This window comes from Vibrio cyclitrophicus, from assembly GCA_023206055.1.
Lineage (GTDB): Bacteria > Pseudomonadota > Gammaproteobacteria > Enterobacterales > Vibrionaceae > Vibrio > Vibrio cyclitrophicus_A.
The window spans coordinates 1,316,165-1,331,269 of sequence record CP065367.1 but is presented as its reverse complement, the minus strand read 5'-3'; the positions used below and the strand labels follow the sequence as shown (position 1 = coordinate 1,331,269).

At 43.7% G+C, this 15,105-nt stretch carries 11 protein-coding genes and 1 pseudogene; 6 read left to right on the top strand and 6 right to left on the bottom strand.

All coding sequences use genetic code 11. The annotated features are described in order from the left end of the window. Positions 1-49: 49 nt before the first annotated feature. From ygjK to ITG09_21520, 3 genes and pseudogenes are all read right to left on the bottom strand, one after another. Positions 50-2,740, bottom strand: a pseudogene (gene ygjK / locus ITG09_21530) (alpha-glucosidase). A gap of 179 nt (positions 2,741-2,919) precedes the next feature. After that, entirely contained in the window at positions 2,920-3,687 is a 768-nt protein-coding gene (locus ITG09_21525; GenBank protein UPR53968.1) for a transcriptional regulator, read from the bottom strand. Positions 3,688-4,324: 637 nt separating this feature from the next. Beyond that, on the bottom strand, positions 4,325-5,569 hold the full coding sequence (locus tag ITG09_21520; GenBank protein UPR53967.1) for a membrane dipeptidase: 1,245 nt from the start codon (positions 5,567-5,569) through the stop codon (positions 4,325-4,327). Positions 5,570-5,886: 317 nt separating this feature from the next. Between ITG09_21520 and ITG09_21515 the strand changes: the two genes are divergently transcribed. The 3 genes from ITG09_21515 to ITG09_21505 all read left to right on the top strand — a co-directional run bounded on the left by ITG09_21515 (position 5,887) and on the right by ITG09_21505 (position 8,559). Next, the gene (locus ITG09_21515) at positions 5,887-6,834 is read left to right on the top strand and encodes an AraC family transcriptional regulator (GenBank protein UPR53966.1); all 948 of its coding nucleotides are present in this window, start codon (positions 5,887-5,889) and stop codon (positions 6,832-6,834) included. Positions 6,835-7,056: 222 nt separating this feature from the next. Further along, on the top strand, positions 7,057-7,680 hold the full coding sequence (locus tag ITG09_21510) for an HAD family phosphatase (GenBank protein ID UPR53965.1): 624 nt from the start codon (positions 7,057-7,059) through the stop codon (positions 7,678-7,680). 39 nt (positions 7,681-7,719) lie between these two features. Further along, entirely contained in the window at positions 7,720-8,559 is an 840-nt protein-coding gene (locus ITG09_21505; GenBank protein ID UPR53964.1) for a hypothetical protein, read from the top strand. 74 nt (positions 8,560-8,633) lie between these two features. Here ITG09_21505 and ITG09_21500 read toward each other — a convergent pair whose 3' ends face one another. Together ITG09_21500 and ITG09_21495 are read right to left on the bottom strand one after the other, a co-directional pair. Beyond that, positions 8,634-9,209: a sugar O-acetyltransferase gene (locus ITG09_21500; protein ID UPR53963.1), complete on the bottom strand. Its 576-nt coding sequence runs from the start codon at positions 9,207-9,209 to the stop codon at positions 8,634-8,636. Positions 9,210-9,362: 153 nt separating this feature from the next. After that, positions 9,363-10,361 carry an adenosine deaminase gene (locus ITG09_21495; protein ID UPR53962.1) on the bottom strand — a complete coding sequence of 333 codons (999 nt, stop codon included), beginning with the start codon at positions 10,359-10,361 and terminating at the stop codon, positions 9,363-9,365. A 126-nt stretch (positions 10,362-10,487) separates the two neighbouring features. Here ITG09_21495 and ITG09_21490 point away from each other — a divergent pair, with 126 nt between their 5' ends. After that, on the top strand, positions 10,488-11,435 hold the full coding sequence (locus tag ITG09_21490; protein UPR53961.1) for a LysR family transcriptional regulator: 948 nt from the start codon (positions 10,488-10,490) through the stop codon (positions 11,433-11,435). Between the two features lie 117 nt (positions 11,436-11,552). After that, a complete protein-coding gene (locus ITG09_21485) occupies positions 11,553-13,007 on the top strand; it encodes a glutathione synthase (protein ID UPR53960.1) in 1,455 nt (484 codons plus the stop codon). Positions 13,008-13,075: 68 nt separating this feature from the next. Here the strand turns inward: ITG09_21485 and ITG09_21480 are convergent, their stop codons facing one another. Next, positions 13,076-13,870 carry a helix-turn-helix transcriptional regulator gene (locus tag ITG09_21480; protein UPR53959.1) on the bottom strand — a complete coding sequence of 265 codons (795 nt, stop codon included), beginning with the start codon at positions 13,868-13,870 and terminating at the stop codon, positions 13,076-13,078. 97 nt (positions 13,871-13,967) lie between these two features. Here ITG09_21480 and ITG09_21475 point away from each other — a divergent pair, with 97 nt between their 5' ends. Further along, positions 13,968-15,089 (top strand): multidrug effflux MFS transporter, encoded by a 1,122-nt coding sequence (locus ITG09_21475; protein ID UPR53958.1) that lies wholly within the window; start codon positions 13,968-13,970, stop codon positions 15,087-15,089. Positions 15,090-15,105 lie beyond the last annotated feature (16 nt).

Sequence of the window (15,105 nt, the reverse complement as noted above, 5' to 3'; positions counted from 1 at the left end):
ATTTACAACGCTTAATGCTTGACTCCGTTAATGACGGAACAACGAGTGTTTATTTGCCTACAAAACCGTTGTACAACATGTAAAGGTGCGCTGCACTCCAAGAGAAGTTATTCGCGCCCTGAACCTCACCCGTTTCTGGGTTGTAGTTTTCCTGAATCGGGGTAGATTCTGTTAGGCCTTGCGCATTTTGGAATAGCTTGTCGACCATTTGACGCGCTTCTACACCGTATCCATAGTTGTCCATACCGCGAACACCAAAGTAGAACTGATCGAGCCACACGCGACCACGCCAGTAAATGTCTGGGCCGTAAGCCGGGTTGTCCATTGATGCCGTACCTAGCGGAATCTTAGGTGAGTTAAACTTGCTGGTATTCAGCATGTTCTCTACTACTTTGTCCGCGTGTTCTTGCGTCGCAGCATTGTTGAATAGTGGTGACCAACCTTCAGGGCCCATACCGCGTTTCACCAATACAGGACCTGCACATTGGTTAGGGAGGCCATTTGGCACCACTTCGATATCGTAGTAGAAGCCTGTTGACTCATCGTACATACAACGGTTGATGTACTCTTTGGTATTGGCTGCTTTTTCTGCAAACTCAGCGGCTTTGTCTGCTTTACCCAGCACGTCGGCGATTTGAGATAGGTATAGGTTGTCTGAGTACCAGTAAGACGCTTGGTCTACCGACTCTTGCATCAATGAGTAACCAGATAAGCTGTCTGAATCATCCGTATTTTCGTTGAACTTCACCTCCCAGTCTTTCTTCGCCAGAGCCAGTTTGTCCATGTTCTCAACTGAATCATCATGGTAAGTCACTACTGAGCCGTCCGAGCCCATAGCCATGTCATACGTATTGTCGAAACCATTAGTGTCATGCGCGTAACGACCCATTTGGTCTATGACTTCCGCTTCATTTTGCGTTGGTTGCTCGGCCATACCTTGCAGGTTGTCGATAGTGTCGATAAAACCAAACACGCCAGCGTTATCACGGCCTGATTCCCAACCCGCTGCGACTTTGGCAGGGATACTCATTGCTGTGTAATCGCCAGAAGTTAGTAATTCATTGTATTTCTCGATACTCGTTTCTTTGATCCAGTTGTCACCGTTCGCTTCGTCTTTGTATTGGAACTTCATATCGTCAACAGACGCATCTGATCCCCAAGAACCGTCATTCACGTCACCTGCAAAAACCGTGTGGATTGGATCTTTCGCTGCGCCGTATTCTGGAATGCCGTTCTTGTTCGTATCACGAGCGCGTAACCACCAATCGTGGAACGCAACTAGTTTCGGATACATTTCTTCTAGCCACTTCTGTGCTTCTTCGGGGCGGTTATGTTCGTCTTTCAGAGCAGTATACACTTCCCATACCGCCCATGCTGCCAGTGATGGTTTGGTATTTCGCTCATTCCAGTTCAGGCCATCGGTCGCTTGAGGGAACACTTTTTTGTATTCCGTAGACATACCGTCCCAACGCTCAGTTGGCAGGTTGTAAGTCACAACATCAAGCAGGTAACCTTCATCCCAAGGGCGGACTGGATCATCAGATTACACTTGGTATTGGAATACGGTGCGAATGTTTTCCATCGCTACATCTGGGTTGAAGTGCGACATTGCGTAAGCTTGTTTCCACGTATCCCACGGCCATGTCATGTTGCCCGAGAAGTAAGGGGCGGTAACGGAAGGTGTAACGGTGTCATGATCAATCGCACCCGCAGCACCACGCCAGTTCGCGTTCAATGTTTCCATTGCTTTTACTGCAACAAACTCATGCTCTTTTGACGCCGCATTGTTGGTGAGACCGTTTTCTAGGTATTCTTCCCAACGCATAGCTGAATCGTGCATGTAACCTTTTGGATCGGCCATCACTTTATTCAGTTTTCCAAACTCAGATGCTTGTTCTTTGGTGTTTTGAACGTGAGTGTAAGCCGTGTATAACGTGATCTCTTCGCCATCACCTAGAGAGGCCGTTTGCACGAAACCTTTCTTATCATCATTGATGGTAGAAGTGTCTGGTTTGATAGAACGCGTTACTTCGAACTTTGAATCGCCAGATGTCAACAATGACCATGAATCACGAACTGCGCCAAAAGAGACTTCTACACCACTGTCTGTCGCTGTAATTTCACGGGAGTAAGTTGGGTAAGCTTCTTCAACACTACGGACTGTGCTGTCTTCATTCTTGTATGCCGTGCCATCATCCGCACGATAGTTTTGCATCAACTCACCATCCCATTCGCCTTGAATATCTTGCTTATTTGGGTTTTTGATGGTGGTTTTTACAAGAGAAGTACGATTAGTCACAAAACGCATTTCTAGCTCGGCTTCGATACCGTTATCGCCTGTATACGTTTGGATCAACGCACCTGGTTGTGAGTATGCGTTTGTCAGTTCTAGCGGCATTGGCTGGCCGTCGACAGTCAGAGCTAAACGGTCGAAACGTGCAGCCATGAATGATACGTATTCTTCGGTCAATAGCGCTGTACCACCTAGCGTAATTTCACCACCTTTGGTGTCTAACGTGTGGCCATGCCATGAGCCGTTATCGAACATTGGAATGTAGCGCAGGTGGCCACCGTGCAAATCACGCAATGCCACAGGTACACCTGCACGATCGATGGTGTTGTGGAATTCGGTCGCTTTAAGTGGAGCATCCACATTTGAGCTATTATCACTACTGTTGCATCCGCTTAGTGTTAGAGCAACCCCGACAGCAATTGCGCATAAAGACGTCTTAAAGTGCATGTTATATCCCTCATTTATTGGTTTTTGAACCTGATCAGGCGAAAAAAGGTCGAGACAATCCCTGCCGAGTTTCGTGATGAAGATTCAGCCTTATTTATTTCACTTATTGGTATAAGAAAAGAACGCTTATTTACGTCTATTCTTTATTTATTCAACTTGCTTAAATAACAAGTAATTAATTATTGTTCATTAGCTATCGATATAGACTTTAATAATTCGCCATCAATATTAGGAATCGTATCTGAAAGAAATATCTGATTGCCCGGAGTGTAGGTCATCAACACATTTCTGAGCCGTTCACCGCCTTCTCCATTTTTGTTTTGTACATCAAACTCAATTAACTTGTTGTAAACTTCGTTTGCCAGTTTCTCTTCTTGTTCTTCAGTAATAGCAATACGCCCTATACAGATTGGGGGCCGTACATCATGGCTGAACACTTCATCTCGAAAACGTTTAGCGAATAAAGTATCCAGTTTGGAGCCTTCTTCAAAAATAAAACGACCTTGATCTTTAAATCTGTATTGGTCATCGCCTTTTAATTCAACGTAATCCATCATTTCTAATGCACGAAAATATATGGCCATAGAGGTATGACTTAGTTGATATTTATTGGCAATATCTTGTGGTGACCAACTTTTTCGTCGTAATAGGTACAAAAAATCAAACAAGTATGGATATTGGTAAAATATGTCACTGTTTATATCGGTGATAAACTGCTCGTTCTCTTGTTGCAGCTGTTTGCCACGCATAGATAGCTCTACTAAATCAGTATCTAAATGAGAGGCATACGAGAGTATTTTGTCCAATCCTAAAGACGTATTGTGCAATTGTCTTTTAATGGTTGAGAGAGGAATTGCCATCCCAGCAGAGAGATCGGAATAACAAACTCCTTTCTCTTTAATTTTTTCTCGTAAAGCCGCAAGTAAATACGTTGCAGAATTATTCATCTAACAATGCCTATTTTATTTTTGTCAGCATCCCTGATAATAAATTCAAGAGAATCCTACTCTTGTGATTTTGGTTCCAAATATTTTCAATGTTAACTATGAGTTGAGTTTTGCAAATTTTACTTGTTGTTGATTGAACAAGTTTACTCAATATTACTAACGTTTAACTCATTATCAGTATGGGGGTGAGTATAATTGTTTTGATGCGTAAAATTAAGTTTATGATGGTTTTTAGTAAAAATTTTCTTGCGAGAGATTAATTTGTTGGGTGGGCAGTATCAATAAGTTGTACTTAGGAATTTAGTCTAGCTTGATATCACAAAGTATTCGTGATTGGCTGGTATTTTATTGAGGAGGTGACCAGTAAAAATATTGTTATAAGGAGTAAGGAGGTTAGTTAAATAGGGAGTGTAATTATTGAAGCGTAATCATATTATATAGTTATTTCTTAAATTTCCTATATATTTGTCCTATTTATTACTCGATCTTTAATTTACTTGGTATCTCACCTTGCTCTCTCTTGGCTTGATAGGAGGAAGGGTGGAAGGGTGGAAGGGTGAGATTGTCTGCAAGCCGAGAATAAAAAAGCACGCCGAATAGGACGTGCTTTGAGTGTTTGAGCTTTCTTAGTCGCGAGCTACATGGCTAAGTTTTCATTTCTCAACTTAGTGAGTGCTTTTAGACGTTTTGTATACTCTTTTTGGAACTCGTCAGGGTCAGCACCCTCAGATACTTGAGCATAAACTCGCATCTTGTTGCCGCCGTAGATCTTAGCTAGATCATCGTTGCTGTAACCGCGTTTCCAAAGTTCGTCTGTGATGGCAGCAAGGATCTTCGACAGTTCACCATTACCGGTAGCGCCTTTGTTGAACGCCTCAATCATGTAGCCGCCATCGTCATACATTTTCGCGTTCTTGGTGGCGAAGTCCACAACCATTGCTGTAGAAAACATATCGTCTGTCGCGATGCCTACGTGGTCGACGCCTACTAATTTCACGTAGTAGTCGATCATATCCGCGGCCTGAACAGGGGATATATCTTCAGGCCACACACCATCCATCATCCACTCGGTAAAGGTTGGAGCAACGTAGCCACCTGATTTAGCAGCGCGTATCGCTTCATCATCTGGTATGGCACGGTAACAACCTTGTGGCGTAGCATCTGGTTCACTCTTATAAAGCCCAGCAGGCACCGAGTGTGTATAAACAAATGGAGTTCCAGGATACTTCTCTTCCATGTAATCCATCGCGTCATTTGCTGTTTTTGAGCCTGTGTGGCTGAGATCGAGAATGACCTGATATTCGACCATCGAATCAATTACAGATTCTCCCCAAGGTGTTAGGCCAATGTCTCTACCGTTAAATGCGGCTAATTGTCCTGAACCTGTTCTGAAAATGTCGTTATACGCCAAGATTATGCTTTTTAAGCCCATGTCTTTTAGAATCGCCATTTTAGTCACATCTTCTTCTAAGATGGTTGCAGTTTGGCTGTTCCAAAGCACGGCGGTTTTGCCTTCGGTGTGCGCTTTTTCAATGTCATTATTTGAATGCGCGATGATGAAATTGTCAGGTTGTTTTGCCATCGCAGAGCGGTGTTTATGATGGTGAAACAAGAAGTCATCAAAGTTATGATCAGCAGCGGTAATCGTGTATTCATGCCCTGTAATACCTGCATCACGAGCATCTTGGAAATAATCCAATAGTTGTTGGTCATCCTTCCAACCTGCACCATAAGGGCTCGCGAGCATACCAATGACAATGGTGTCTTGAACAAATGTTTTAGCCTTATCTGATGCAGGCCAGGTCTTACTCTCAACACTTGCCTGTGCAACACCAACACTCATTACAATGCTTGCCGCTACTAACGTTATCTTTTTAAACATGAAAACCTCTCAATTACTGGCTTAAGTCCATTTATATTTATGCCTAGATTTAATAGTAGACCCTGACGGTATCGTTGAGTTATTTAAAATTGATAACCCTGTCATACTCTGTAATCAAAGCGTTACGTCCTAAACTGTTATTTCGCCTTAATGCTAAAAACTTAAAGCGCCTCTTGTTAACTTGAGGTAATAGTAGCTAAGCTAAAAAAGTAAAATGTGCATTTTGTGCCACTGAGCTTAGACCTAGTATTGATGCCGATATCGGGTTGAGTTGTGGATTTAACCTGTTTTGAACAAGACAAAGGAATCGTGAACTGATGCTTGAATTACCATTGATTGCGAAGAGTGTTGTGAGTCATTTCCAGCAGTGCGTGCGAGAAGATAAGTTATTAGCTCCATATCATGCCGCGATAGAAGTGCTCGCAGTTCAAGTGAGCGTGCCGTTCTCAATGGATACTTCAGTTGCTCAATATGTCTCGTTTAATGTGTTTACTCATTTCTTAGAGGGTTTGAGGACGGTATTACCATCTGAGGTGTTTGTTTCTGCGTTATTAGGCAATGCTGAACGAGCCGCTCTCGAACTCAATTTTTCCAACCTTTCAGCTCACGCTTTTCTGTCCCTTTTTCCGTTTGAAAAATGGTCAGTCGAATCGTCTTCACAGTCATTGAAGCTTTCGTTTCAAGTATCTAGTAACTCGCTCAATGGTATTGAAGCTGAGCTGTTTTTGATCGTATATAGCCACTCCTATTTTAAAGCTCAGCAGGCTGATATAGATAAGCCGATTCGTTACGACTTAGTTTCAGTGTCGGCTAGTGCGTTAAGTGATTTGAGAATACAAACGGAAACGCCACAGTACTTAGGTCGAACTGAGACGTGCATTTCGTACAACCCCTTAGATCATCGAGATTGTTCAACCAAATTGGAGGCAGCTACCGTTACTTCTGTCTTCAAGGTGACACAATCATTACTTCCTTATATCGGTCGATTAGATGTAGATTTGGTCACGTTTGGTCAGATAAATCGAATTGGTAAGCGCACAATTCAAAGGGCGCTTAGTGAAGAGGGTACGACCTTTCGAAGCATCAAAGAGGCTCTGTCTTTTGAATTCGCCAAGCGCGTTATGACTGAGCAAGATTATTCGATCTCAGATATTGCGCTTCACTTGGGATATGCAGATGCTTCCCAATTTATAAGAGCGTTTAAGCGATCGAACGGAATAACACCGCTTCAATGGAAAAAGAACAATAAAGGTATAGGCGTATAGCGTTTCTAAAGCACCAACCATACTCTCGTCAGAAGTCGATTTGTGTTAGTTATTTCTTAGCTTATTGATATTGAGAACGCCGTCGTAATGATGGCCTTTTTTGTGTTCTATTGATTGTATATTCTACTCGAGGCTTTTAATTTATAAACGTTTATCATGAATCTTGATGCGCGGTACTTTATGTCTTGTTGCATCAATAACATGGCGTTCACAGGAGTGTGTATGAGTTCTAATGAAATCAAAAATGTTGTGTTTGATGTGGGTAATGTCATTGTGCGTTGGACACCTCTGGAAATTGCCCGTCTTACTTTTGGTGATACTGAAGACTTGGAGTCTCGAGCTCGTTCTATTTTTCAAAGTGCTATTTGGTTGGATTTGAACAAAGGTTTCTTGACTGAAAATGAGGCTAAACTTCGTTATCAACAAGAACTCAATTTATCTCCATTAGAGTGTGATCGTCTGTTCTATTACGTTAAACAAACGCAGATCTTACTGCATGGTTCTGTCGATCTCATCGAGCGTGTAAAGCGTGCTGGTTATGGTGTGTATGCACTTACCGACAACGTGGTCGAGATTGTTGAATACCTAAAATCAACCTACCAATTTTGGCCGCTGTTTGATGGCGCGGCGGTATCCGCTGAATTGGGCATGCTTAAACCGCAGCCTGAGATTTACCAAGCGCTGCTGTCTAATAATGGTCTTGAAGCTTCAGAAACCGTCTTCATTGATGACATGCCTTATAACGTTGAAGGGGCAAAGGCTGTAGGCATGGCTGGTATTCAATTTATCGACGCAGTGCAGTGTGAAAATAGCTTACAAGCCCTGGGTGTCAATTTGATACAGTGACACTCAATAGAATCATGTCTTCGTTTGAGGATATAGAAGATGAAAAAGTACCCATCTAAGTCAATCGTCACGTTCTCGATTTTAGCAATATCGATACTGGTATTGGTGGTGGCTGTTGCGCTTCAAATTCGTGATGTTCAAGCATGTGATGATTGCTACGAATCAGACAAAGGACAGTTCAAGTATGTGCTTTACGATGGAACGTCGCCCTCCGTTATCCCAAGCATTCATAATACCTTATTGATTAACCGCACTCCCTTAATGAAAACGTTCGAGCTTGATTCTATGCCGGCAGTCACCGTTAGGGTGTGGCGAAACCAAAAGGCCTATTTAGACGAGCAAGAAAGAAGCATTGGGTATCGATATGCGTTCTCTACTGGGTATATCGAGCCTAAGAGTAATGAGATTAGGTTGCTCTATTTTGGTGGTGAAATTCATAAAACCGCTCTACATGAGTTTGTGCACTTGCTGACTCTGCAAGTGAATCCGAATTTTGCAAACAATCCACGATGGCTGTGGGAAGCGATCGCTATCTATAAGTCTGAAGATTATTGGTTCCACATGAGTAATAGACATGCCATCAGCCGCCGCTTCGATGATCTGGTTCAGGACTTATACAACAAGCCGAATAGCACCTCGGCGGTTTATGAGCTTGGCTATACGGTCGGTGAGTTTATTGAACGTTCATGGGGAGAAGAGGCGTTTGTTGATCTCATTAAGAGCAATGGGGATCCCTCACAGCTTACCGATCAGCCAATAGAATCGCTGTTTTATGATTGGGAAAAATTCGTCAAAACTACGTATTTTAGTGGCCCGAAAAGTGAGTATGAAAAAGCCATGGAACGAAGCCCATTTGATAGAAGAGACAAGGTAAACTAATCAAAAAAGAGGTGATGTTTAATTAAAAACATCACCTCTTTTAGTATTCATTGTTGTTTCGTATTGCTACCTGTTTATTCGCCGTCATCTCTTGGCTGTTCAGTGTTCAAGTATCGAATCAACTTGGCTGGTGTGCCACCGTATAGACAGTCTGGCGGTACGTCGCTGTTGACCACAGAGTTAGCCGCGATAACAGAGCGTGCACCAATAGTGACATCTTGGTTGATAACTGAGTTTCCGCCAATCCATACATCGTCTTCAACGATAATTGGAAAGCAGAAGGTTTCCCATTTACGACGACTTAGATGGTCTAGAGAGTGAGAAGCCGTATAAAACTGAACGCTTGGCCCAACCAAAACATTGTTACCAATCTTGATGTTCGCGCCATCAAGCATCACCACGTTCATGTTAATAAAGGTATCGTTACCAATCTCGATGGTTTTACCAAACTCACAATGGAAAGGAGGGCGCACAACACTGCTGCCGATTTTGCCAAATAGATTGGCTTGAAAGTTCGGCTGTTGAGTGTCGTCGGAACATTGATTGAAATCTGACAGAGCTTTACTTGCATGAGTGCGCATTTGGTCAATCTCATGATCGGCACCGTCAAAAACTTCGCCAGACAGCATTTTTTCGAGTTCTGTTTTCATTGTTTATATCTTCCGAATCAATATCGGTATTAGCATACGGATATACAGACATAAAAAAAGAGAAAAGCCTAAGCCTTTCTCTTCCTGTTTTGTGCCTTTAAGCACTAATGTTAAATGAGCCTAGCTATTCAGCAAAAGTCACGCTTTACCAAATTAGATTTGCTCAACGAAACCCATTAGGTGCTGTTTCACTTCGTCTGAAGCAAATGCGCTCTCTACAGAGTACTTGTAGATCTCTGCGTAGTCTTCTTTTGTTAGGCCGAACGTTTCACACACACGCTTCACTTCGTTAGTCATGGTTGTGTTCGACACAGTGCGGTTGTCTGTGCTGATCGTTACAACGATGCCGTCTTTCTTGAATGCAGCAATTGGGTGGTCGCTGAATTTGTGAATGCATTTAGTTTGCACGTTACTTGTTGGGCAAGTTTCAAGTGCAACTTGCTTCTCTTTCACGATGTTGTACGCATCTTCGTTGCCTTGGATGTGAACACCGTGGCCGATACGTTCAGCATCAAGCAGTGTTACGGCATCGTAAACGTTTTGACCATGCCATTGCTCACCAGCGTGCACGGTAATGCGGTAGCCTTTTTCAAGAGCGTATTGTGTGTACTCAGGGAATTCAGCGCAGAAACCTGGCTTTTCGCCACCTGCGATATCAAACGCCACAACACCTTTACCTAGGTAAGGTTGGCCTGCGTCGATCACGTCTTTGATAGAGTCTTTAGGGAACATACGAAGCACAGACATGATGTAGTTGCCTTTGATGTCGTATTTCTCTTCAGCACGTTTCATGCCTTTAACCGCACTTGCGATGATCGCATCAAGAGATAAGCCCTTGTTTACGTGAAGAATCGGTGCAAAACGAACTTCTAGGTATTTAACGTTCTCTAGTGCTGCGTCTTCGTAAAGCTCAAAAGAAATACGCTCAATCGCTTCTTCCGTTTGCATTACTTGCAGTGGCAGGCTGAAGCAAGCTAGGTACTCATCAAGGTTTTTGCAATCTTCAGGCACTGTTAGAGACTTTACTACCGCTTCACGGCCTTCTGGAAGTTCGATTCCGTATTGTTTCGCCAGATCAATAATCGTATCTGGACGAACACTTCCGTCTAGGTGGCAGTGCAGATCAATCTTAGGGAGTGCTAGAAAGTTCATGAGTATTCCTTAGGTCTATTATTTTTTGAGTTATTAACTCATAGGTTACATGGGCTTAAATTAACAAGTTTGTGATATGATTTAAAGTGACATAAAGTCATCATTAATCTGAATCTAAGGAATATCATGGTAGATGTTAAAAGCTTACTCAAATGTGATATGAATTTACTGCTGTGTTTACACGTGTTGCTTGAAGAGCGCAGCGTGAGCAAAACGGCAGAGCGATTATTCCTTAGTCAGTCAGCGGTGAGTAAGCAACTCACCAAGCTGCGATCTTTGTTTGATGACCCGCTGTTCGAACGTGAATCAAAAGGTCTGTTTCCAACTCCGAAAGCGACTTCTCTTGCGCCTAAGGTTCATCAAATTCTTTTGCAAGTTGAACAGCTAACCGTGCCGGATATTTTTGAGCCTAAAGACAGCGAACGCACTTTTAATATCGACCTTGTTGAAACCGCATATACCGCTATTTACCCTAAATTTATGCCTAACGCGTTGGCAGATGCGCCGAACATTACAGTAAATAGCACTACTTGGAGTAGCGAAACCTTTAAGCGCTTACTAAAGCGTGAGGTCGATTTTGGGATTGGAATTTTTGAACTCGATGAAAGGGCGAGTACCCACATTCAAAACATTCCTGCCGAGTTGAACCATGTCGAATTACTGCAAGACTACTCTGTGTGTTTGATGCGCAATGATCACCCAGTGCTTCAAGAAGATTGGAATCTGCAAGCCTTCCTTAAATACCGTCATATTCAGTTAGTGACCGGTGGCGTTGGCGATTGGTTGTTACTGGAAATCTTGCAGGCCAAACAGCTTCAAATTAACAAAGCCGCCAACGTGTCGGACATCACCAGCGCAGTAAAGCTGTGCAAACAAAGCGATTTGTTAATGTGTTATCCGTATAACTCGGTTCGTGACTATATTGAGAGTGGCGAATTGGTGATGAAGCCGATTCCCATTGAGTTAGTTCCCGGTGGTTTGTTTCTGCTTTGGCATCGTTACTTTGACTCTGAACCAAGCCACAAATGGCTTCGCGACCTCATAGTCAATAAGACTCAAGAACCTCAGCTGTAAACCGCGAACTACGATGCTCAAAATGGTGCAATAACCTTTTTAAAGTTATTTCGTCTTTTTAGAATGAGCATCGTCTTACTACTGTTGCCTAATGCCCGCCAAGAATGAGATATCTAAATGAATCCAATGCCATCGATTCCACAACAAATAATTGAAGATGCCTGTGAATGGGCGATCATGCATGGCGTTGCGTTCCGCCAGTCAGATGATACCGCTAGGCATTGTCCTTTCAGTATTGCGCCAATGACAATGGAACGTGAGGTTTATGAACACCTGCGCCGCGTCACTCCGCTTATCACTAAGTTAATCAGTAATGTGTCGGAAGACCATGACTTCTTGCAATCATCATTGAGCGATATGGCTCAAGCCGATCCGTTCTTTGGTCGCTTGATGGAGTTGCATCAACAAGCTCACGGCAGTAAAGATAAGCGTTTGAACCCCGCTCGTCAGCCATTGCTATTGATGCGTACTGATTTTATGGATGACCGCCAACATGGCGCCAAAGTCATTGAGTTCAATGGCATTGCTGCTGGCATGGCACCGTTTGGCCAACGCGCAACAGAATTCCACTCGTTCATGCAAAATCAATGGCCAGAAACGTACAAAAATTGGTTGGAAGACCAGTCGGCAACACCTGCAGAGAACCAAGGCTTAACGCAGTTGGCTTATGGTATTTCAACGACCGCAAAGCAAGTTAAAGCCGACTTCAATGAGCAAGGCAAACCGGTTTTCTTGATGGTGGTACAGAAGAACGAAGACAATGTTTATGACCAGCATCTACTTGAAGTTGAACTACAAAAACAGGGCGTTCGCACGGTTCGCCGTACCTTTGAACAACTAACCTGTCAGCTTTCAACGGGCGATAACCAACGTCTGTTATTGCAAGATGTTGGCGCTGTTGATGTTGTGTATCTAAGAGCGGGTTACCAGTATTCAGACTACTGGGCGCCTGAGCTTAATGAATCAGTTTGCTGCCACACGCTCAGTCAGACGCGTTTGTTCATCGAACAACACCATGTCGCTGTGAATGCCACATTCAGCCAACAGCTCGCAACCAGTAAAACCATGCAAATGCTGCTGACCATGATGCCTGCATCAGAATACGCACGCTGGGGTTTAACGCTAGAAGAAGCAGAACTGGTGAAAAGTGTATTGGCCGATATGAAGCCAATCACCAGTGAATCGATTGAATGGTTTAACACGCAAGCGAATAAGCAAGAATGGGTGCTAAAAAACCAAGGTGAGGGCGGTGGTCATTGTGTATTCGGTGATGATATCAGCGAACAACTGAGCCAACTCAAGTCAGAAGAGTACGATGCATGGGCACTCATGCAGCGTTTGTATCCACATGAGCGAGACGTGCCAACTATTGCAGTGCGTGATACTCAGCAAACACTCGTAACAGACTTAGTCAGCGAAGTCGGCTTATTCACTGCTTACTATCAAGGTAAGCCAGTAACTGAACTGGACGGTTATGCGGGCTACTTAATCCGCAGCAAGCCAGCCAGCGAAAACGAAGGTGGAATACACAGTGGGAAAGGGATCCTTGATTCGTTGGTGTTGATTGATTAGTTGATTTGATAAATTTTAAAAAACCAGAACACATGTTCTGGTTTTTTTGTATCTGAGCTCAGTAAAACCTAAGAGTTTGGATTACTACAATCACGTCCTAACTTGGTAAACGTCAACGGAGTTTGTCCGGTTTGTTGTTTGAAAAAGGCAATGAAAGCGCTGTTCGAAGAGAACTCTAAATAGTGCGCTGTGTCGGTAACAGTTCGGTTTTGAGCAAGTAGCTCGATCGCTTTGATCAACCGCCATTGTTGACGCCAATCTTGATAGGTCATGCCTGCTTCGGCTTTAAATAGATGAGAGATGGTTTTGCTACTCGCTCCAACGGATGATGCCAATACATTCAACGGAGGGACGATAAAATCGGCTTTGTTGACTTGTGTGCAGAAACGCGCCAATCGTCGGTCTGTTGGGAGTGGAAGCATTAAGGTTTGGTGTGTTAATGAATGAAACTCTTCCCAAAAAAGCGCAGACGTATTGTGTGTCTTGTGCTCCGCGATATCCCATTCCCATAATGCGATCTTATTGATCAGAGCTTTCAGTAAATCGTTAACTTTAATCGTTGTGATCTCCTCTGGGCACTCAAACACATCTGTATCAAAATACAGAGAACGATACGCGACCACGTTGGTCATTTGTGCTCGGTGTGGGACATGTGGCGGGATCCACACAGCCTTAGTCGGAGGCAGAATACACAAAGCATTATCCAGTGTTAAGGTAATGCACCCTTGCGGCGCGTAAAGTAATTGCCCTTTGCGATGCTGATGAATACCTGAATCATGCTGTCCTAGCTCTGCCGCTATTCCCACTACGCTTACTTCAATGCTATCGGCATCAAAAGCACAGCTGTCATCGATAAATGCCATTTGTCCCAATCTTGTTGTTTTTGGTTTTAATGTTGTTAACGAGCCAAGGTTAGTTTCCTCTAGACTTCCCGTCAAGTTCACTGGTCTTGGAAAAATGATGAAAACAAAACCTTCTTTATGGCAAATGGTGCTGCTGTTGATGTTCCCTCAAATCGCAGAAACCATCTATAGCCCGACTCTGGATTCAATATCGAAATCCTTTGATGTTAGTTACACACAAGCGGCACAAACCCTCTCGATCTACTTCTCTGCATTTGCGTTGGGTGTGGTGGTATGGGGTGTGTTAGCGGATAAATGGGGACGCCGGCCAACCATGTTATTGGGGATGGGATTATTCGCTTGTTCAGCACTCATTGCCATGCAAACCGACAGTTTTACGTGGTTGATGATAGCAAGAGCCATGGGCGCTTTCGGGCTTGCGGTGGGCTCGGTTGTGACACAAACTATGTTGCGAGATGCCTTTAGCGGCGCTGAACTGGCCAAGGTGTTTGGTTACATGGGCATGGGGCTGTCGATTAGCCCAATCATCGGGCTGCTTCTTGGCGGTCAATTAAGCCAAGCGGGCGGGCATCGATATGTATTTATTGCCTTATTTATTATGGTATTAGCGTTGCTGGTACATAGCTTATGGTCGCTGCCTGAAACACAACAATCTAAGCAACCGTTGCAGTTAAAATCGCTCAGTATTCACATGATTAAAGACGGGGGTATTTGGGTATCGGCACTGCTTGTCGCATCGTTCAATATTGCGCTGTTTTCGTATTATCAACTAGGTTCATTCACCTTCTTACAGCTTGGGTTCAGTATTGAGCAGTTTGGCTACAGCGGCATTGTACTTGGGTTCGGGACTCTGTTGGGAAGCTTGGTTAACAAAGCACTATTGAAACGACAAGTTTCATCTACCTCTTTGATTAGCTTAGCGGTAGGGCTTCAAACGGTAGGCGCGGTGGGTGTCTATTTTTCACAACACTCAATATGGTTTTTACTTCCGATGATGTTGGTGGTTATGGCGTTTGGCATTGCGATCCCTAATGTATTGAGCCGTGCGTTGGTGCGCTATCAATCTCAAGCAGGAAGTGCAGGTGCATTGTTTGGTTTGATGTATTACACCTTGATTGGCTCAGGGCTCGCTTTAGCGGGAATGATTCAAGATTTAGGGGTGGTGTTGGTACTTTGTGGCGCTTTGTCTGTGTTGGTGACGATACGCAGCCGACTCTAGTTTAAACGCTAAGTCT

Excerpts from the sequence above, each read along its gene's own strand:
- ITG09_21495 (UPR53962.1), bottom strand. The coding sequence starts at position 10,361 with ATGAACTTTCTAGCACTCCCTAAGATTGATCTGCACTGCCACCTAGAC.
- ITG09_21510 (UPR53965.1), top strand. The coding sequence starts at position 7,057 with ATGAGTTCTAATGAAATCAAAAATGTTGTGTTTGATGTGGGTAATGTC.
- ITG09_21505 (UPR53964.1), top strand. The coding sequence starts at position 7,720 with ATGAAAAAGTACCCATCTAAGTCAATCGTCACGTTCTCGATTTTAGCA.
- ITG09_21490 (UPR53961.1), top strand. The coding sequence starts at position 10,488 with ATGGTAGATGTTAAAAGCTTACTCAAATGTGATATGAATTTACTGCTG.
- ITG09_21475 (UPR53958.1), top strand. The coding sequence starts at position 13,968 with ATGAAAACAAAACCTTCTTTATGGCAAATGGTGCTGCTGTTGATGTTC.
- ITG09_21500 (UPR53963.1), bottom strand. The coding sequence starts at position 9,209 with ATGAAAACAGAACTCGAAAAAATGCTGTCTGGCGAAGTTTTTGACGGT.
- ITG09_21525 (UPR53968.1), bottom strand. The coding sequence starts at position 3,687 with ATGAATAATTCTGCAACGTATTTACTTGCGGCTTTACGAGAAAAAATT.
- ITG09_21485 (UPR53960.1), top strand. The coding sequence starts at position 11,553 with ATGAATCCAATGCCATCGATTCCACAACAAATAATTGAAGATGCCTGT.
- ITG09_21480 (UPR53959.1), bottom strand. The coding sequence starts at position 13,870 with ATGGCATTTATCGATGACAGCTGTGCTTTTGATGCCGATAGCATTGAA.
- ITG09_21520 (UPR53967.1), bottom strand. The coding sequence starts at position 5,569 with ATGTTTAAAAAGATAACGTTAGTAGCGGCAAGCATTGTAATGAGTGTT.
- ITG09_21515 (UPR53966.1), top strand. The coding sequence starts at position 5,887 with ATGCTTGAATTACCATTGATTGCGAAGAGTGTTGTGAGTCATTTCCAG.